The sequence below is a fragment of the Actinoplanes sp. TBRC 11911 genome (assembly GCF_012933445.1).
In the GTDB taxonomy this organism is placed as follows: Bacteria; Actinomycetota; Actinomycetes; order Mycobacteriales; family Micromonosporaceae; genus Actinoplanes.
This window is the reverse complement of the sequence record NZ_JABBNC010000003.1, coordinates 139,053-154,465: the sequence shown is the minus strand read 5'-3', so window position 1 is coordinate 154,465 and position 15,413 is coordinate 139,053. Positions and strand designations below refer to the sequence as shown.

Below are 15,413 nucleotides of genomic sequence, written 5' to 3'. Positions count from 1 at the left end.
GGCAACGCATCGGCCGGAGGCGAGAAGCGGCCGTAAGGGACCGCCCGGCCGGGAATCCCGATGCGTCACTTTTCGCGATCCCGTACGGAATCCGGAAGTTGATCTTCGAGTTATCCACAGGGCGGGGACCGGTTTGAGCGTCGCTGACGGGTTCCGCATAAGGTTGCGGGCATGGCGCGACCCGATGGCCGATCGGCCGACCAGCTGCGACCCGTGACCCTCACGCGGCGATGGAGCATGCACCCCGAGGGGTCCGTGCTCGTCGAGTTCGGTAATACCCGTGTGCTGTGCACCGCCAGCGTCACCGAGGGGGTGCCGCGCTGGCGCAAGGGCTCCGGTCTGGGCTGGGTCACCGCTGAGTATGCGATGCTCCCGCGCGCCACCAACACCCGCGGCGATCGCGAGAGCGTCAAGGGCAAGGTCGGCGGCCGCACGCAGGAGATCTCCCGGCTGATCGGGCGCAGCCTGCGGGCCTGCATCGACCTGAAGGCGCTCGGCGAGAATTCCATCGTGCTCGACTGCGATGTGCTGCAGGCCGACGGCGGCACCCGGACGGCGGCGATCACCGGGGCTTATGTCGCCCTGCACGACGCGGTGACCTGGCTGGCCGAGCGGAAGGCGCTGGCCGGCAAGATCGAGAGGGTCATGCACCGCTCGATCCAGGCGGTCAGCGTCGGCATCGTCGACGGCGAGCCGCGGCTCGACCTGATGTATGACGAGGACGTCGCCGCCGAGGTCGACATGAACGTCGTCTGTACCGGCGAGAGCGACTTCGTCGAGGTGCAGGGCACGGGGGAGAACGGCGTGTTCCGCCGAGATCAGATGGACGCGCTGCTCGACCTGGCCGTCCTCGGGTGTGTGGAGCTCGCGTCGGCGCAGCAGAAGGCGCTCGCGGCATGAGCGCACGGCTGCTCCTCGCCACGGCGAACAAGAAAAAGCTTGTCGAACTGCAGCGCATTCTCGACCTCGCGCTCGGGGCGAGCCGGATCGAGCTGGTCGGGCTGTCCGACTTCCCGGACTATCCCGACGTGCCGGAAACCGGGCTGACCTTCGGCGAGAACGCGTTGATCAAGGCCCGCGAGGGCGTGCGGCGCACCGGACTGCCCACCGTGGCCGACGACTCGGGCATCGCGGTGGACGCGCTCAACGGGATGCCCGGGGTGTTCAGCGCGCGCTGGGCCGGCCGGCACGGCGACGACGCGGCCAACCTCGATCTCGTGTTAGCGCAGATCGGCGACGTGGACGACGCCCACCGCGGCGGCGCGTTCGTGTGCGCGGCGGCGCTGGTGCTGCCGAACGGCCGCGAGCACCTGGTCGAGGGCCGCCAGACCGGCCGGATCCTGCGGCAGCGGCGCGGCGAGGGCGGCTTCGGATACGACCCGATCTTCCTCGGCGACGGCCAGACCCGGACGAATGCGGAGCTCAGCCCCGCGGAGAAAGACGCGATCAGCCATCGGGGCAAGGCGTTCCGAGAGCTGGCAAAGGTGATCGCGAAAGAGTTGCCGGCGGGCTGACCTCTGATCGGCCGACCTCGCGCGCCGTCCGGCGGGTTGACCTCGCCGCGCGGCACCCGGCGGGCTGACCTCCGCGCCTCAGACGACGAGGTTGACCAGCCGGGGCGGGCGCACGACTGTGCGGACAACGGTCACGCCCTGCGCCGCCGGGGACGCCAGGGCCAGCGTCTCCAACTCGGCCGCGGAGATGTCGGCCGGGACCTCCAACCGGGCGCGGACCTTGCCGTTGACCTGGACCGCGCACACCACCGTCGGCTCGGCCGCCAGCGAAGGGTCGATCGCCGGCCAGCCGGCGCGGGCGATTCCGGGCGCGTGGCCCAGCCGCGCCCACATCTCCTCCGCGGCGTACGGCGTGAACAGCGACAACACCACCGCGATCGCCTCGGCGGCCTCGCGCACGGCCGGGTCGGCCGCCCCGATCCGGCGAGCCGCGTTGGTCAGCTCCATCGTGCGGGCCACGGCCACGTTGAAGTGATGCTGCTCGACCTGCTCGGTGATCGTGCGCAGCAGGCGGTGCGTGATCCGGCGCAGGTCCGGGTCGCCGTGCGCGGGGTCGGTGCCGAGCGGCGCGGCCACCTCGCCGGCCAGCCGCAGCACCCGGGTCAGGAACCGTACCGAACCCGACGGCGACACGTCCGCCCAGTCGATGTCGTCCTCGGGCGGGCCGGCGAAGAGCATCGTCAGGCGTACCGCGTCCACACCGTACGTGTCGATCTGCTCGGCCAGGTCGACCATGTTGCCCTTGGACTTGCTCATCGCGGCGCCGTTCAGGATGACCTGACCCTGGTTGAGCACCGACCGGAACGGCTCATCGAAGTCGATCAGCCCGATGTCCTTGAGCACCTTCGTGAAGAACCGGGCGTACAACAGGTGCAGGATCGCGTGCTCGATGCCGCCGACGTACTGGTCCACGGGCGCCCACCGAGCCACCGCCGCCGGGTCGAAGGGTCCGGACTCGTACGCCGGGGAGCAATATCGCAGGAAATACCAGGACGAGTCGACGAAAGTGTCCATTGTGTCGGTGTCCCGGGTCGCCGGGCCGTCGCACGACGGGCAGGACACCTCGACCCAGTCCCGGGCCGCGGCCAGCGGCGACACACCCTTCGGAGCCAGGTCGGCGCCGCGCAGGTCGGGCAGCGTCACCGGCAGCTGATCGTCCGGGACGGGCACGCTCCCACACCGGGGACAGTGGATGATCGGTATCGGGCAGCCCCAGAACCGCTGCCGCGACACCAGCCAGTCCCGCAGCCGGTAGTTCACGCCCGGCCGCCCCACGCCGCGGGCCACCGCCTCCTCGACCACCCGCTCGATCGCGGCGTCGCGCATCAGCCCGTCCAGAAAGTCCGAGTTGACGCGCATCCCGTCGGCCGGCGTCGCCCCGGCACCGTCGGGCGAGTCCGCGCTCACCGGCACCACCGGCAGGTCGAACGCGCGGGCGAACTCCAGGTCACGCTGATCGTGCGCGGGCACCCCCATGATCGCGCCGGTGCCGTAGCCGGTCAGCACGTAGTCGCTGGCCCAGATCGGCACGCGCACCCCGCTGAACGGGTGCCGCGCATACACCCCCAGGAACACCCCCGTCTTGGCCCGCTCCGGCGACATCCGGTCGATCTCCGACTCATGGCCGATCTGTTCCCGGTACGCCTCGAACTCGTCCCGCAACGCGTCGGTGCACAACGACGCGGCCAGTGTGGAATCGGCCGCCAGCACCAGGAACGTCGCCCCGAAAACCGTGTCCGGCCGGGTCGTGAACACCGAGATCGTGGTGTCGCCCGCGACGAAGTCCAGGTACGCCCCCGGCGAGCGCCCGATCCAGTTGCGCTGCATGGTCAGCACCCGCGCCGCCCAGTGCCCCTCCAGCCCGGCCATGTCGTCGAGCAGGCGATCGGCGTACGAGGTGATCCGGAAGAACCACTGCGTGAGGTCGCGCTTGGTGACCTCGTTGCCGCAGCGCTCGCAATGCCCGGCGATCACCTGCTCGTTGGCGAGCACCGTCTGGTCGACCGGGCACCAGTTGACCGCGGACCTTTTCCGGTACGCCAGATCCCGCTCGAACAACCGCAGGAACAACCACTGTGTCCACCGGTAGTACGACGGGTCGCTGGTGTGCAGCCGGGCGCGCCAGTCGACCGACGTCGCGTACCGGCGGAACGACGCGGCCTGCGTCTCGATGTTCGCGTACGTCCAGTCGGCCGAGTTCAGGTCGCGCCGGATCGCCGCGTTCTCGGCGGGCAGCCCGAACGAGTCCCAGCCGATCGGGTGCAGCACGTCGTAGCCGCGATGGAACCAGTACCGGGCGATCGCATCCCCGTACGCGTACGCCTCGGCGTGTCCCATGTGCAGATCGCCGGACGGGTAGGCGAACATGTCGAGCAGATAGCGCCGCTCGCCCGTCCCCGTCCCGGCCGCGAACAGGTCGAGCTGGTCCCACACCGGCCGCCACCGCTGCTGGATCGCGTCGAAATCGTAGTCCGCCATGGTCGCGAAGCTATCGTGCCGCCGTGTCCTCGCGCCGACGTTTTCTCGCCAGCAGCAGCGTCCGGACGACGAACACCGGCCGGAACAGCACCCCGGGCGGGATCAGCAATTGTTGCACCGCGTTAAATATCCGGCTCGTACCGATATCGATCTGCGCGGCGTACGAGATCTGCCGTGCATACCAATTACGCAGCCGTACGCCTCGCGGCCGCGGCCCGGTCGTCTCCGGATAGTTGAAGTCGCCGCCCACCGCGAACTGCCACGGCGTGCTGATGACGGTCGCGGCGGCGGCGTAGAAGTCCCGGGCCATCGAGGCGTCCGACCGCCGTTCGTGCCGGTCCAGGACGCGCCCGAGGGCCCCGGCCTGTTGCACCGCACAGGTCATGCCCTGCCCATAGATCGGGTTGAAGCTGCAGATCGCGTCACCCACGGCGACGTATCCGGCCGGGAGCCGGTCGAGTTTCTCGAAGAGCCGGCGCCGGCTGGACGGAAAACGCGCGACCGCCACCTCGGAGAGCGGCTCGGCCCGGCTCATCACGTCGCCGACCAGGGTGTCCGGCAGCGCCTTGGCGTACCGATCGAGCTGCTCCGGGTCGTCCGGCGGCTCGGCCACGTGCCAGCCCCCGATCGAGACCAGCCAGCGGTTGCCCTCGACCGGCAGCGCCATCCCGGCGATCTTCTGCGCCGGCGGCTCGGGCACGGTGAACGCGGCCTGCCAGTCGATCATGTCGCCGGGCCGGCGGCGATAGACCCGCGTCGAGTACGCCACCCCGATCTTGACTTCGGCCTGGTCCGGCGCGGGGAAGCCGAGGGCGGCCAGCCACCGATCGGATCGCGCGCCCCGGCCGGTGCCGTCCACCACGAGATCGGCGCTGATCGTCTCGCCGGTGTCCAGCACGACCCCGGTGACGACGCCCTTGGAGCCGGCCAGGCCGGAGACCGCGATCTCGTCGCGGATCGCCACGCCGGGCAGCCGCGCCACCCGCTTGCGGACGATCGTCTCGATCAGCGGCCGGCTCACCGAGACCAGCGACAGTCCGGTCGGGATGCGTCGGGAGCGGCGACCGTACCGGAAGGTGGCCAGGCCCAGCCCGGTGTCGAACTTGCTGCCGCCGGCCGCGATCAGCTCCGCCTCGAAGCCGGGGAACAGCTCGTTCAGCTCGTTCAGCCCGGAGATCAGCAGGATGTGCGGATGCGCGCCCTGCGGCACCCCGCGCCGCGGCTCGGCCTGGTCGGGAAGCGTGTCGCGATCGAGGACGGTGACGCTCGAAAATCGACGGCTGAGCACCCGAGCGGCGGCCAGACCGGCGATGCCGGCCCCGATGACTACCGCCCTGTCCTCCACAGTGGCAAGTAAACCGTGTGGCGGGGGAGTCTGCTGGGAGAGGTGGAAAGGGAGAAACCACACCTTTCCACCTCCAACATATAGCACGGTACGGGGCTTGCGGCAAGACCCGGGTGGTGCCGCAGAATCGTCACTCGAAGCCAGTGACCTGCGGAAACGTTCGGAGCTCATGACATGCCACCGCTGATCGCCAGCGCTTTCGCCCTGCCCGCCAACCTCGCCGCGAAGGCCGACCCGAACCTCATCAGCGCGGACGAGAAGCATTTCGCGGCCATCGCGCAAAGCCTCGAAGAGTCGATCGCCGACCTCGCCGACCGCCTGGACGCCGAACGCAAGCGCCCCGGCGGCATCGGCCGAAGGGCGTTGGACCGCGACCAGGAGATCCGCCGCCTGACCGCGCGGCTACGCGCCCTGCGCCGCTTCGGCCTGGACCTGTGCCTGGGCCGCATGGTCGCCGCGGACGACGCCGCCGTAAACGGCCGCGGCGATGCCGCCGCGGACGACGCCGGGCCTGTCTACGTCGGCCGGCTCGGGCTCACCGACGGCTCGGGCCGACGGCTGCTGGTCGACTGGCGCTCACCCGCCGCCGAGCCGTTCTTCGGCGCCACCCACGCCAACCCGATGGGCCTGGCCAGCCGCCGCCGCTATCGCTGGACCCAAGGCCGGATCAGCGACTACTGGGACGAAGTGTTCACCCCCGACGGCTTCGAGGGCAACGCCGCGCTCGACGACCAGTCCGCCTTCATCGCGAGCCTGGGCACCAACCGCTCGGCCCGGATGCGCGACGTCCTCGGCACGATCCAGGCGGACCAGGACGCCATCATCCGAGCCGGCTCGAGCGGCGCCCTGACCGTCGACGGTGGTCCCGGCACCGGAAAGACCGTCGTGGCCCTGCACCGCACCGCCTACCTGCTGTATTCCGACCCACGCTTGGGGCACCGCCGCGGTGGCGTGCTCTTCGTCGGTCCACACGAGCCGTATCTGGCCTACGTCTCGGACGTCCTCCCGAGCCTGGGCGAGGAGGGCGTGCAGTCCTGCACCCTGCGCGACCTCGTCCCGGAGGGTGCCACGGCCATGCCCGAGACCGACCCGTCGGTGACTCACCTCAAGTCGTCTGCCGACCTGGTGAAGGCCATCGACGCGGCCGTCCGGTTCTACGAGGAGCCACCCACCGAGGGCATGACTCTCTCGGCCGGCGAGTCCGGCATCCGGCTGAGCGCCGCCGACTGGGCCCGGGCGTTCGAGGCGCCCGGCCCGGGCACGCCGCACAACGAGGCACGCGACGAGGTCTGGGAAGAACTCCTTTCCCTCCTGATGGACAAATACGACGGCGACGAACCCGAGGCATTCGTGCGCCGGTCGCTTCTCGAGGACCGCGACCTACGCACCGCCTTCAACCGCGCGTGGCCCCTGCTCGAAGCGACCGACATCGTCGGCGACCTGTGGTCGGTTCCCGCCTACCTCCGGAGGTGCGCGCCGTGGCTCACCCGCGACGAGATCCAGCGGCTGCAACGCGCCGACGCTCAGGCGTGGACCGTCGATGACCTGCCGTTCCTGGACGCGGCCGCCCAGCGGCTCGGCGACTCGTCGGCGTCCCGCATCAAGCACCAGCGCGACGCCGCGCTCACGGCCCAGCGCGAGCGCATGTCACGTGTCGTCGACGACCTGCTCGACTCCAATGTCTTCGACGATGGGGAAGGCCTGATGACGATGCTGCGGGGCGAGGATATGCGGGAGTCATTGGTCGATGATGCTGGTTTGCCGACCGGAGTGGTAAGCGGTTTGAGCGGCCCGTTCGCGCACATCGTGGTGGACGAGGCCCAAGAATTGACCGACGCCCAGTGGCAGATGCTGCTATCGCGTTGTCCGTCCCGCAGCTTCACCATCGTCGGCGACCGCGCCCAGGCCCGGCACGGTTTCACCGAGTCCTGGCCGGAGCGTCTCAAGCGGGTCGGCTTCGACCGGATCAACCAGGCGTCGCTCACGATCAACTACCGCACACCCGCCGAGGTCATGGCCGAGGCCGAGCCGGTCATCCGCGCCGTGCTCCCGGACGCCAACGTACCCACCTCGATCCGCACCGGCGGCGTCCCGGTCACGCACGGCTCGACGACAGACCTGGAGTCCATCCTGGACACCTGGCTCGACTCCCACGACGAGGGCATCGCCTGCGTCATCAGCACAACGGACGTCAGGACAACCCGTTCCCGCGTACGCTTCCTCACCCCCGAGCTGTCGAAGGGGCTCGAATTCGACCTCGTCATCCTGGTGGCACCGGAGGCGTACGGGGAAGGAATTGAGGGAGCGGTGGACCGTTACGTGGCGATGACCCGGGCGACCCAGCGGCTGGTCGTCCTCACGTGAGCAGCCCGAGGGCGCGAGCCTGGTCGACCGCCTCGTGCCGCCGGTGCGCGCCGAGCTTGGCGTACAGATGCCGCAGGTGGGTGGTGACGGTGTGCACCGACAGGTGCAGCTGCTGGGCGATCTCCGCGGCGGTGAGGTGCGTCGGCAGATAGTGCAGCACGCGAGCCTCACTGCCGGTGAGCGGCTCGGGCAGCATCGGAGCCTGCGGCAACTCGTGCATGTGCCGGACCGCCTCGGCCGGACAGTCGTGCTCGACCAGCCAGGTCGCCGCGGCCGCGTGCAGCGCCGGGATGTCGTCGCGGGCGGTCCGCCGCAGTTCCCGCCGCAGCAGCTCGGCGAACAGCCGGTGATAACGAAACCAGCTCCCGTACGCATCCAGCGACACCACAAACGCACCACCACGTTCCAGGTCGTGCAGGATCTGCTCGCCGCCGGACCCACCGGTCAGCAGGTCGGCCAGCTCGCCGTTGACCCGGTCCAGCACCGAGGTGCGCAGCAGCAGCCGGCGCGCCCGTTCGTCCTGCCGGTCGAGCACCTCGGCCAGCAGGTATTCGGCGACCGTCCGCTCGCCGCCGGAGAACTGGTCCGCGGACCGTTCCGGATCAGGGCAGCCGGCCAGCGACAACGCCGCCAGCCGCAGCCCGGCCGCCCACCCCTCGGTCTGCTCGTGCAGACGCGCCAGCGCGGCGTCGGACAACCGGACGCCCGCGCCGGTCAGCAGGTCCCGCGCCTCCGCGACGGTGAAGCGCAGATCGGCGGCACGGATCTCGGTCAGCTCGCCTTCCAGCCGCAGCCGATGCAGCCCCAGCCGCATGTCGTGCCGGCTCGCCAGCACCAGCCGCAGGTCGGGCGGCGCGCGCAGGACCACCTGCTCCACTTGGTGTAGCGCGTCCGCGGCCAGGTCCTGCATGTCGTCGATGATCAGCCAGACCGGCTCCCGCAGCGGCGCGAGATCGGCCAGCAGCCGCTCGACGACCGCCCAGCCGTCCAGGCCGAGGGCCGGCGTCAGCGGCCGTACCAGCGCCGACCCGGCCGCCGTGCCGCGCAGCGCGTCCGCGATCGAGATCCAGAAACGCTGCGCATCCCGCGGCGCGGACACCCACGCGACGCGTCCGGCCAGGTCATCGGTGGCGATCCAGGACCGCAGCACCATCGTCTTGCCGCTGCCCGGAGGCGCGGACAGCACGGTCACGCGACCAGCGTCGCGCAGCAGCGCCAGGGGCGCCGAGCGGGCCATGAGCCCGCACCGGACGGGAGCCGAGGCGGAAGGCTGCACACGCCCAGGATATGTGTGACCACTCTTCGTATCGGAATGATCTGCGTCGCACTGGCGAATCACCAAAATCGTGCGATGCCTCATCACAAAACCGGGCGTGAGCCTTGCCCGGTCCAACGAATCATGAAAGTTGCCGCGAGAACGAAGGTTCTTATCGTGTCGGAACAGAACCACACCGCGCCGAGGATTCTCGACGTGCCGATCGGACTACGGGTGGCCGGGACGCGGCGCGAGTTCGACAGCCTGGGTGACGTCGACGTGCCGGCGGACCGGTACTGGGGCGCGCAGACGCAACGCAGCCTGCAGCACTTCAACATCGGCGACGATCGCATGCCGAAGGAGGTGTACCACGCGTACGGCTATGTGAAGAAAGCCGCGGCCGTCGTGAACACCCGCGCCGGGCGCATGCCGGCGTGGCAGGGCGAGCTGATCCAGCGGGTGTGCGACGAGGTCATCAGTGGGGCGCTGGACAGCGAGTTTCCGCTGTACGTCTGGCAGACCGGGTCGGGCACGCAGTCGAACATGAACGTCAACGAGGTCATCTCGAACCGCTGCATCCAACTGGTCGGCGGCACCCTCGGCTCCCAGGCGCCCATCCACCCCAACGACCACGTGAACATGGGCCAGTCGTCCAACGACACCTTCCCGAGCGCCATGCACATTGCCGCGTACGCCATGACGACCGAGAAAACCGTTCCGGCCCTGCGCAGGCTGCGAGACGCGCTGGAACGCCGGTCGCGGCGGTGGGCGGACGTGGTGAAGATCGGCCGTACCCATCTGGAGGACGCCACGCCACTGACCGTGGGCCAGGAATGGTCGGGCTACGCGGGCGCGTTGGACGACGCCATCGCCGAGGTCGAGCACGCCACCCGTGGCCTGCGGAAACTGGCCATGGGCGGCACCGCGGTCGGCACCGGGCTCAACGCCCCGGCCGGCTTCGGTGAGCAGGTCGCCGCCGAGATCGCGTCGATGACCGGCGTCGCGTACGAGACCGCGGCCAACAAATTCGTCGCGCAAGGCACCCTGGACCGGATGGTCCGCGCCCATGCCTCGCTCAAGGCGGCGGCGGTCACCCTGTTCAAGATCGCCAACGATCTGCGCTGGCTCGGATCGGGCCCGCGCACCGGAATCCACGAGCTGGTCTTTCCGGCCAACGAGCCGGGGTCGTCGATCATGCCGGGAAAGGTCAACCCGACCCAGGCGGAGGCCATGCTCATGGTCGCCATCCAGGTCATCGCGTCCGACGTGGCGGTGACGATGGGTGGCGCCGAGGGCAACTTCGAGCTCAACGCGTTCCGTCCGATCCTGATCAGCAACTACCTGCACTCGGCGCTGATCCTGGGGGACATGTGTGACCACTTCCGCGAGTTCATGGTGGAGGGCACCGAGCTCGATCAGGCGCGGCTGACCGAGAACATCGACCGCTCGGTGATGATGGTGACCGCGCTGTCCCCGGTCATCGGATACGACAAGGCCGCCGCGATCTCGTACTACGCCATCGACCACGACTTGGACCTCAAGCAGGCCGCGCTCGCCAACGGCGTCAGCGAGGACCTGTTCGACCGCGTGGTCAACCCGCTCGCCCTCACCCGCCCCGGGACCGCCGATGTCGCCGACAATGTTGTCGCACAGTCCAGCAAAGGCTGACGAGCCGATCGGCAAGGCCGCGCTGATCGCATCGGTCGGCGGGCAGCGCGGCTACGCCGACTGGGCCAACCCGCGGCACCGGCTGCGGCGACTGCTCGCCGAGTTCCTCGGCACGGCCGGGCTGACCTTCATCCTGTCCGGCGGGGCGGCGATCCTGGCCCGATACGGTGGGCGCGGTCTGCAGCCGTGGCAGATCGTGCTGGTGCTCTCCCTGGTGTCGGCGCTGTGGCTGGTGGTCGCCGTCTACTTCCTCGGCGACATCTCGGCACACTTCAACCCGGCGACCACGCTGGCGTTCGCGTTGCGGCGCGACATCGGCTGGGTGATGGCCGGTGCCTACTGGATCGTCCAGTTCGGAGCGGCCGTCTGCGGGTCCTATCTGGCGCGGGCGTTCTTCGGCACCGCCGGGAACCTCGCCGCCACCCTGCCCAAGCCCGGCCATTCGACTCAGGCGGCCGCGTTCGAGGCGGTCATCACGTTCGGGCTGGTGCTGATGGTGATCAACCTGGCCAACGGTCCCAAGCTCAACGGCCCGTTCGTTCCGGTGGCCGTCGGGGCGTACATCCTGGCCTGGGGAACCATGGGGGGCCCGTACGACGGCGCGTCGATGAACCCGGCCCGCAGTTTCGGGCCCGCTCTCGCCATCGGCGACCTGTCCACGTGGTGGGTCTATCTCGTCGGGCCGGTGGTCGGCGCGGCCGTCGCGGTCGGCGTGGCATACCTGCTGCGCGGCTCGGCGAAGGTGGAGGAGGCCGTCGCCGCCGAGGGAACACCGCTCGACCGGGCGGCCTGAGCCGTTGCGGGTGGGCCGGGAATTGATCGGCGTAGGCTTCGTCGTGTGAATCCGGTGTTCGTCTTCGACGGCGACTGCGCCTTCTGCTCGTCGTGCGCCCGCTTCATCGAGCGCCGCATCCCGACCCGCGCCTCGGTGGTGCCGTGGCAGTTCACCGATCTCGCGGCCCTCGGCCTCACCCAGGAGCAGGCCGAGACGGCCGTGCAGTGGGTCGACCCCGAACACTCGGTGATCGCGGCGGGCCCGGACGGCATCGCCGCGCTGCTGCGCGACGCCGGAAAGGGCTGGCGCCCGATCGGCGCGGTCCTCGGGCTCCGGCCGGTGCGGGCGGTGGCGTGGCCCGCGTACCGCTGGGTCGCGAAGCATCGCCACCTCATGCCCGGCGGCACCGCGGCGTGTTCACTCCCGCAGAGTGCTCGCGACCGGCTCCGCGGCTCGTAGGCGCTTTTCCAACGGCAGAAAGCTGGCCAGCGCCACCAGGTGCGGCGCGAACGAAATCGTGATCGTCGCGAACGTGACCAGGTGGAACGAGTAGAAGAACGCCACCACCAAGCTTCGCCGCCGCTCCGGCACGAAGAAGATCAACGGGCTGGCGAGCTCGAACGCGAGGATGCCGAACTGCGCGAGGATCAGCAGCCCCGGCACCCCGGCGATCAGGTCGGCCAGCGGGGTGCCCCGGCGGATGATGGCCTGCGCCAGAACGGAACTGGTCGGCCAGTCGATCCCGCCGAACCGCAGCTTCGCGAGCGCGGCGAGGAAGTACGTGCAGACCACGGCGATCTGCGTGACGCGCAACGCCCATCCGGCAGCCTCGGAGGTGCGCTGGTCGCCGTGCCGCGCGGCACCGACCGTCGGCAGCACGGCCAGCGCCACGAGAAAGCCGAACCGGTCGTGGTCCACCTTCCCGTAGCTCATGCCGATGACCATCCACTCGCTGTAGAGCAGGAAGACCAGCACACCGAGCAGCCGCGGCAGGCGTCCCGTCGCCGCCGCGAGCGCCGCGACCAGCAGCGCCCAGAAAACGCCGTGCACGAGCGCCGCGTCCGGCACCGGCAGGTGCAGCATCCGCCCGACGCGAAGCGGCTGGTACAGATCGCCCGGGGTGTTGGCGTGGCCGCGAATCCATGGCGTGAAGACGATCAGGTCACCGACCACGAACAGATAGACCAGCGTCCGGAAGGCGGCGACCCGGCCGAGCGGCACCGGCGCGGTGAACCATCGCGAGATCACGGCATCGTCCATTGTGCTACGACGTCGTCACGGTAGGTGCCGGTGGGCCGGCTGTCGTGCACCCCGTGCCAGCGCACCACGATCCGCACCTGCCGCAGCGGCTCGGCCCCGGGCGTGTGCTCCAGGTACGCGTCCGCGATCTGATCCAGCCGCGCCGGGTCGGCCGCGTACGCCTGCTCCTGCCCCTCGATCTCGGCCCGCCGGATCCCGGTGTTCGCCTCGGTCAGCGCCACGGTCCGCCCGGCCGCGTCGACCCCTTCCACCCGGGTGTCCTTGGCATCCTGGTCGGGCCCAGGGGCGGTCGAATACATCCGGAACGGCCCGAACGGAAAGTCGTCGTCGGTGCCCCAGAGGGTGCCCACCAGCAGCACGCCGAACACGGCGAGCGCGAGGCCGACGCGGGCCCGCCGACCCCGCCGAGAGAGCTGAATCATCGACGGGCACCGTACCGCCGGCGCGCAACAGGCGCAGACCCGCCTGTATGAGTCGAAGTTCTTGTGCGCCAGTCGGCTCGCCCCCGCCGACCCCTTTTGCGTTCCCAGGTCTCACCACGACCGGCGACTGCCCGAAGTCGACGGTGAGCCGAGGCGGTTTGCTCAGTCCTGGACGAGAAGGTCCTAACCGTGGTCGCAGGCGATCAGTGACGACCTGGTCACGGCCGGGCCGGTAGCGCGGTTGTGCCAGTTGACGCGCTGCGGCGATCCGCTCGGCACCGGGCAGTCCCGCTATTTGTAACCGTTCAGCTGGTTCCGTCGGCCGCGAGTCCCCGTGCGAGGCGACGCCGCCAGGCCCGGGCAGGTCCCAGCTCCCCACAGTGGCCGCTCCACCCGGGCGTGGGGAGCCGCGACGCCGAGGAGGTTGCGGTTGCCCACACCGCAGCCACCCCCATCCAGGTGTGGGCAGTCGCGACGCCGAGGAGGTTGCGGTTGCCCACACCGCAGTCACCCCCACCCTCGTGTGGGCGGTCGCGACGCCGAGGAGGTTGCGGTTGCCCACACCGCAGTCACCCCCATCCAGGTGTGGGCGGTCGCGACGCCGAGGAGGTTGCGGTTGCCCACACCGCAGCCACCCCCATCCAGGTGTGGGCGGTCGCGACGCCGAGGAGGTTGCGGTTGCCCACACCGCAGCCACCCCCATCCAGGTGTGGGCAGTCGCGACGCCGAGGAGGTTGCGGTTGCCCACACCGCAGGCACCCCCACCCCGGTGTGGGCAGCCGCCACGACCGGAAGGTCCCGGCTCCCCACAGCGACGGTCCGCGCAGGTCCGCCGCGCATGGTCAACTCATCGGAGCGTGAGCGGCGCGAGAAACAGCTGAACAGTTCCGCTATGTGGACACCGCGGTCACATCGTGGATTTTTGTGAACCTTGGAGAGTTGCGCCCACATACGAGCCATAAGTATCCAAGGTCTACATTCGGCCGGGAAAACCTGCTGGACGAAAGCCTCGTTACGCGACAAAACACTGTCTACGATGGACAGGAATCCCACATCGCGGACGGTGGTTCCAAGATGCGGGCGCGCGTCTCAATAGGCGGCCGCCCGTCCCACGGAATGGAAGCGCCGGCGCAGCCGCGAGCTGAGCCCAGCCGTCCAGCGGCCCAGTCGATACCACAATTTAATGAAATGTCGGATATGCGAGGGATTGGCGATGGACGGGCGAGCGGGCGGACGGGGAGTGGGCGCGCGATGATCACCGACGTGCGCGACCTGCGCGACGGGCGGACGGACGGGCTGGCGGACGGGCGGTCGGGCTGGCGGGCGGACGGACGGGCGGTCGGGCTGGCGGTCGGGCTGGCGGTTGGGCGGGCGGGCGGTTGGGCGGGCTGGCGGTTGGGCGGGCTGGCGGTTGGGCGGGCGGGCGGCGGGAAGTGGGTGCGCGCGTGCCGGGGCTAGCCTCTGAAAGTTTTTATGCATACGCTGGGCGGGTGAATGACGTGCCTGTCAGCGTGGGGGAGCTCTTTCAAGGGGCGCGCCTCACGCCCACCCAGCGGCGCATCGCTCACTGCCTGGTCGAGCACTCCGGCAAGGCCGCCTATCTGTCCGCGGCCGAGGTTGCCGACCTCGCGGGGGTCAGCCAGCCGTCGGTCACGCGGTTCGCGGTCGCGCTCGGGTACGAAGGCTATCCGGCGCTGCGGCGGGAGCTGCGGCATATGACCGGCGGGCCGAGCGGGAACGGGAAGCGGAACGCGATGCAGCTCGCCTTGCAGGCCGAGGCGGAGCATCTCGGGCGGCTGACGGATCAGCTGGAACGGCTCGACGACGTACAGAAGGCTGCTGATCTTTTGATTCGGAGCCGGCCACTGCCGGTTCTCGGGCTGCGATCGGCGGCCCCTTTGGCCGCATATTTCGGATATTTTGCGGCGAAGGTGCACCCGGACGTCCGGGTCATCGCCAACGGTGGCACCGAGATGCTCGACCAGCTCGATCAGGCCCGCGCGGCCGGCGCCGGTGCGATGCTGGCCCTGGTGCTGCCGCGCTACCCGCGCGAGTCGCTCGACGCCATCGGAGAGGCCAAGAAAGCCGGGTTCCGGGTCGTCGCGATCACCGACTCGGCGCTCAGCCCGGTGGCCCACGAGGTGGACGTGGTGCTGCCCGCCGCGGTCGGCACGCAACTGGTCTTCGACCTGCACACCGGGCCGATGGCGATGGCGATGGTGCTGCTCCAGGCGATGTGCGACGCGGCACCCGAGTCGGTGCAGCAGCGTCTGGAAGAGTTCGAGGCCGCCGTGGCCCGACGACACATTTTCGTAGCGTGAGGGAGGACGAC

At 70.0% G+C, this 15,413-nt stretch carries 13 protein-coding genes; 8 read left to right on the top strand and 5 right to left on the bottom strand.

Annotation, left to right across the window (positions count from 1 at the left end):
• The first annotated feature begins 171 nt into the window (after positions 1–171).
• Together rph and rdgB are read left to right on the top strand one after the other, a co-directional pair.
• Complete coding sequence (gene rph / locus HH310_RS06460; RefSeq protein WP_169174496.1) at positions 172–900, top strand: ribonuclease PH; 729 nt, start codon at positions 172–174, stop codon at positions 898–900.
• Entirely contained in the window at positions 897–1,514 is a 618-nt protein-coding gene (rdgB, locus tag HH310_RS06455) for an RdgB/HAM1 family non-canonical purine NTP pyrophosphatase (protein ID WP_169174495.1), read from the top strand. The genes rph and rdgB overlap by 4 nt, the downstream gene beginning before the upstream one ends.
• 78 nt (positions 1,515–1,592) lie before the next feature.
• Here the strand turns inward: rdgB and leuS are convergent, their stop codons facing one another.
• Positions 1,593–3,992 (bottom strand): leucine--tRNA ligase, encoded by a 2,400-nt coding sequence (gene leuS, locus HH310_RS06450; RefSeq protein WP_169174494.1) that lies wholly within the window; start codon positions 3,990–3,992, stop codon positions 1,593–1,595.
• A gap of 10 nt (positions 3,993–4,002) precedes the next feature.
• Entirely contained in the window at positions 4,003–5,337 is a 1,335-nt protein-coding gene (locus tag HH310_RS06445) for an FAD-dependent oxidoreductase (protein ID WP_312033873.1), read from the bottom strand.
• 174 nt (positions 5,338–5,511) lie between these two features.
• Between HH310_RS06445 and helR the strand changes: the two genes are divergently transcribed.
• On the top strand, positions 5,512–7,701 hold the full coding sequence (gene helR, locus HH310_RS06440) for an RNA polymerase recycling motor ATPase HelR (protein WP_169174492.1): 2,190 nt from the start codon (positions 5,512–5,514) through the stop codon (positions 7,699–7,701).
• Here the strand turns inward: helR and HH310_RS45245 are convergent.
• On the bottom strand, positions 7,694–8,977 hold the full coding sequence (locus tag HH310_RS45245; protein WP_169174491.1) for a LuxR C-terminal-related transcriptional regulator: 1,284 nt from the start codon (positions 8,975–8,977) through the stop codon (positions 7,694–7,696). The two genes, helR and HH310_RS45245, sit on opposite strands and share 8 nt — an antisense overlap.
• Before the next feature lie 156 nt (positions 8,978–9,133).
• Here HH310_RS45245 and HH310_RS06430 point away from each other — a divergent pair, with 156 nt between their 5' ends.
• From HH310_RS06430 to HH310_RS06420, 3 genes are read left to right on the top strand one after another with little or no spacing between them, the layout of a single operon-like run.
• The gene (locus tag HH310_RS06430) at positions 9,134–10,624 is read left to right on the top strand and encodes a class II fumarate hydratase (protein ID WP_312033872.1); all 1,491 of its coding nucleotides are present in this window, start codon (positions 9,134–9,136) and stop codon (positions 10,622–10,624) included.
• The gene (locus HH310_RS06425) at positions 10,584–11,417 is read left to right on the top strand and encodes an MIP/aquaporin family protein (protein WP_169174489.1); all 834 of its coding nucleotides are present in this window, start codon (positions 10,584–10,586) and stop codon (positions 11,415–11,417) included. The genes HH310_RS06430 and HH310_RS06425 overlap by 41 nt, the downstream gene beginning before the upstream one ends.
• 45 nt (positions 11,418–11,462) lie before the next feature.
• Positions 11,463–11,858: a thiol-disulfide oxidoreductase DCC family protein gene (locus HH310_RS06420; protein ID WP_169174488.1), complete on the top strand. Its 396-nt coding sequence runs from the start codon at positions 11,463–11,465 to the stop codon at positions 11,856–11,858.
• On the opposite strand, the gene HH310_RS06415 is transcribed toward HH310_RS06420, so the two are convergent.
• A complete protein-coding gene (locus HH310_RS06415) occupies positions 11,817–12,647 on the bottom strand; it encodes an HTTM domain-containing protein (protein ID WP_312033871.1) in 831 nt (276 codons plus the stop codon). The two genes, HH310_RS06420 and HH310_RS06415, sit on opposite strands and share 42 nt — an antisense overlap.
• On the bottom strand, positions 12,644–13,081 hold the full coding sequence (locus HH310_RS06410; RefSeq protein WP_169174486.1) for a hypothetical protein: 438 nt from the start codon (positions 13,079–13,081) through the stop codon (positions 12,644–12,646). Before HH310_RS06410 ends, HH310_RS06415 begins: the two co-directional genes overlap by 4 nt.
• Before the next feature lie 1,197 nt (positions 13,082–14,278).
• Here HH310_RS06410 and HH310_RS06405 point away from each other — a divergent pair.
• Both HH310_RS06405 and HH310_RS06400 read left to right on the top strand, forming a co-directional pair.
• On the top strand, positions 14,279–14,539 hold the full coding sequence (locus tag HH310_RS06405) for a hypothetical protein (RefSeq protein WP_169174485.1): 261 nt from the start codon (positions 14,279–14,281) through the stop codon (positions 14,537–14,539).
• Positions 14,540–14,571: 32 nt separating this feature from the next.
• Positions 14,572–15,402, top strand: a complete 831-nt coding sequence (locus tag HH310_RS06400; protein WP_169174484.1) for a MurR/RpiR family transcriptional regulator — start codon at positions 14,572–14,574, stop codon at positions 15,400–15,402.
• Positions 15,403–15,413 lie beyond the last annotated feature (11 nt).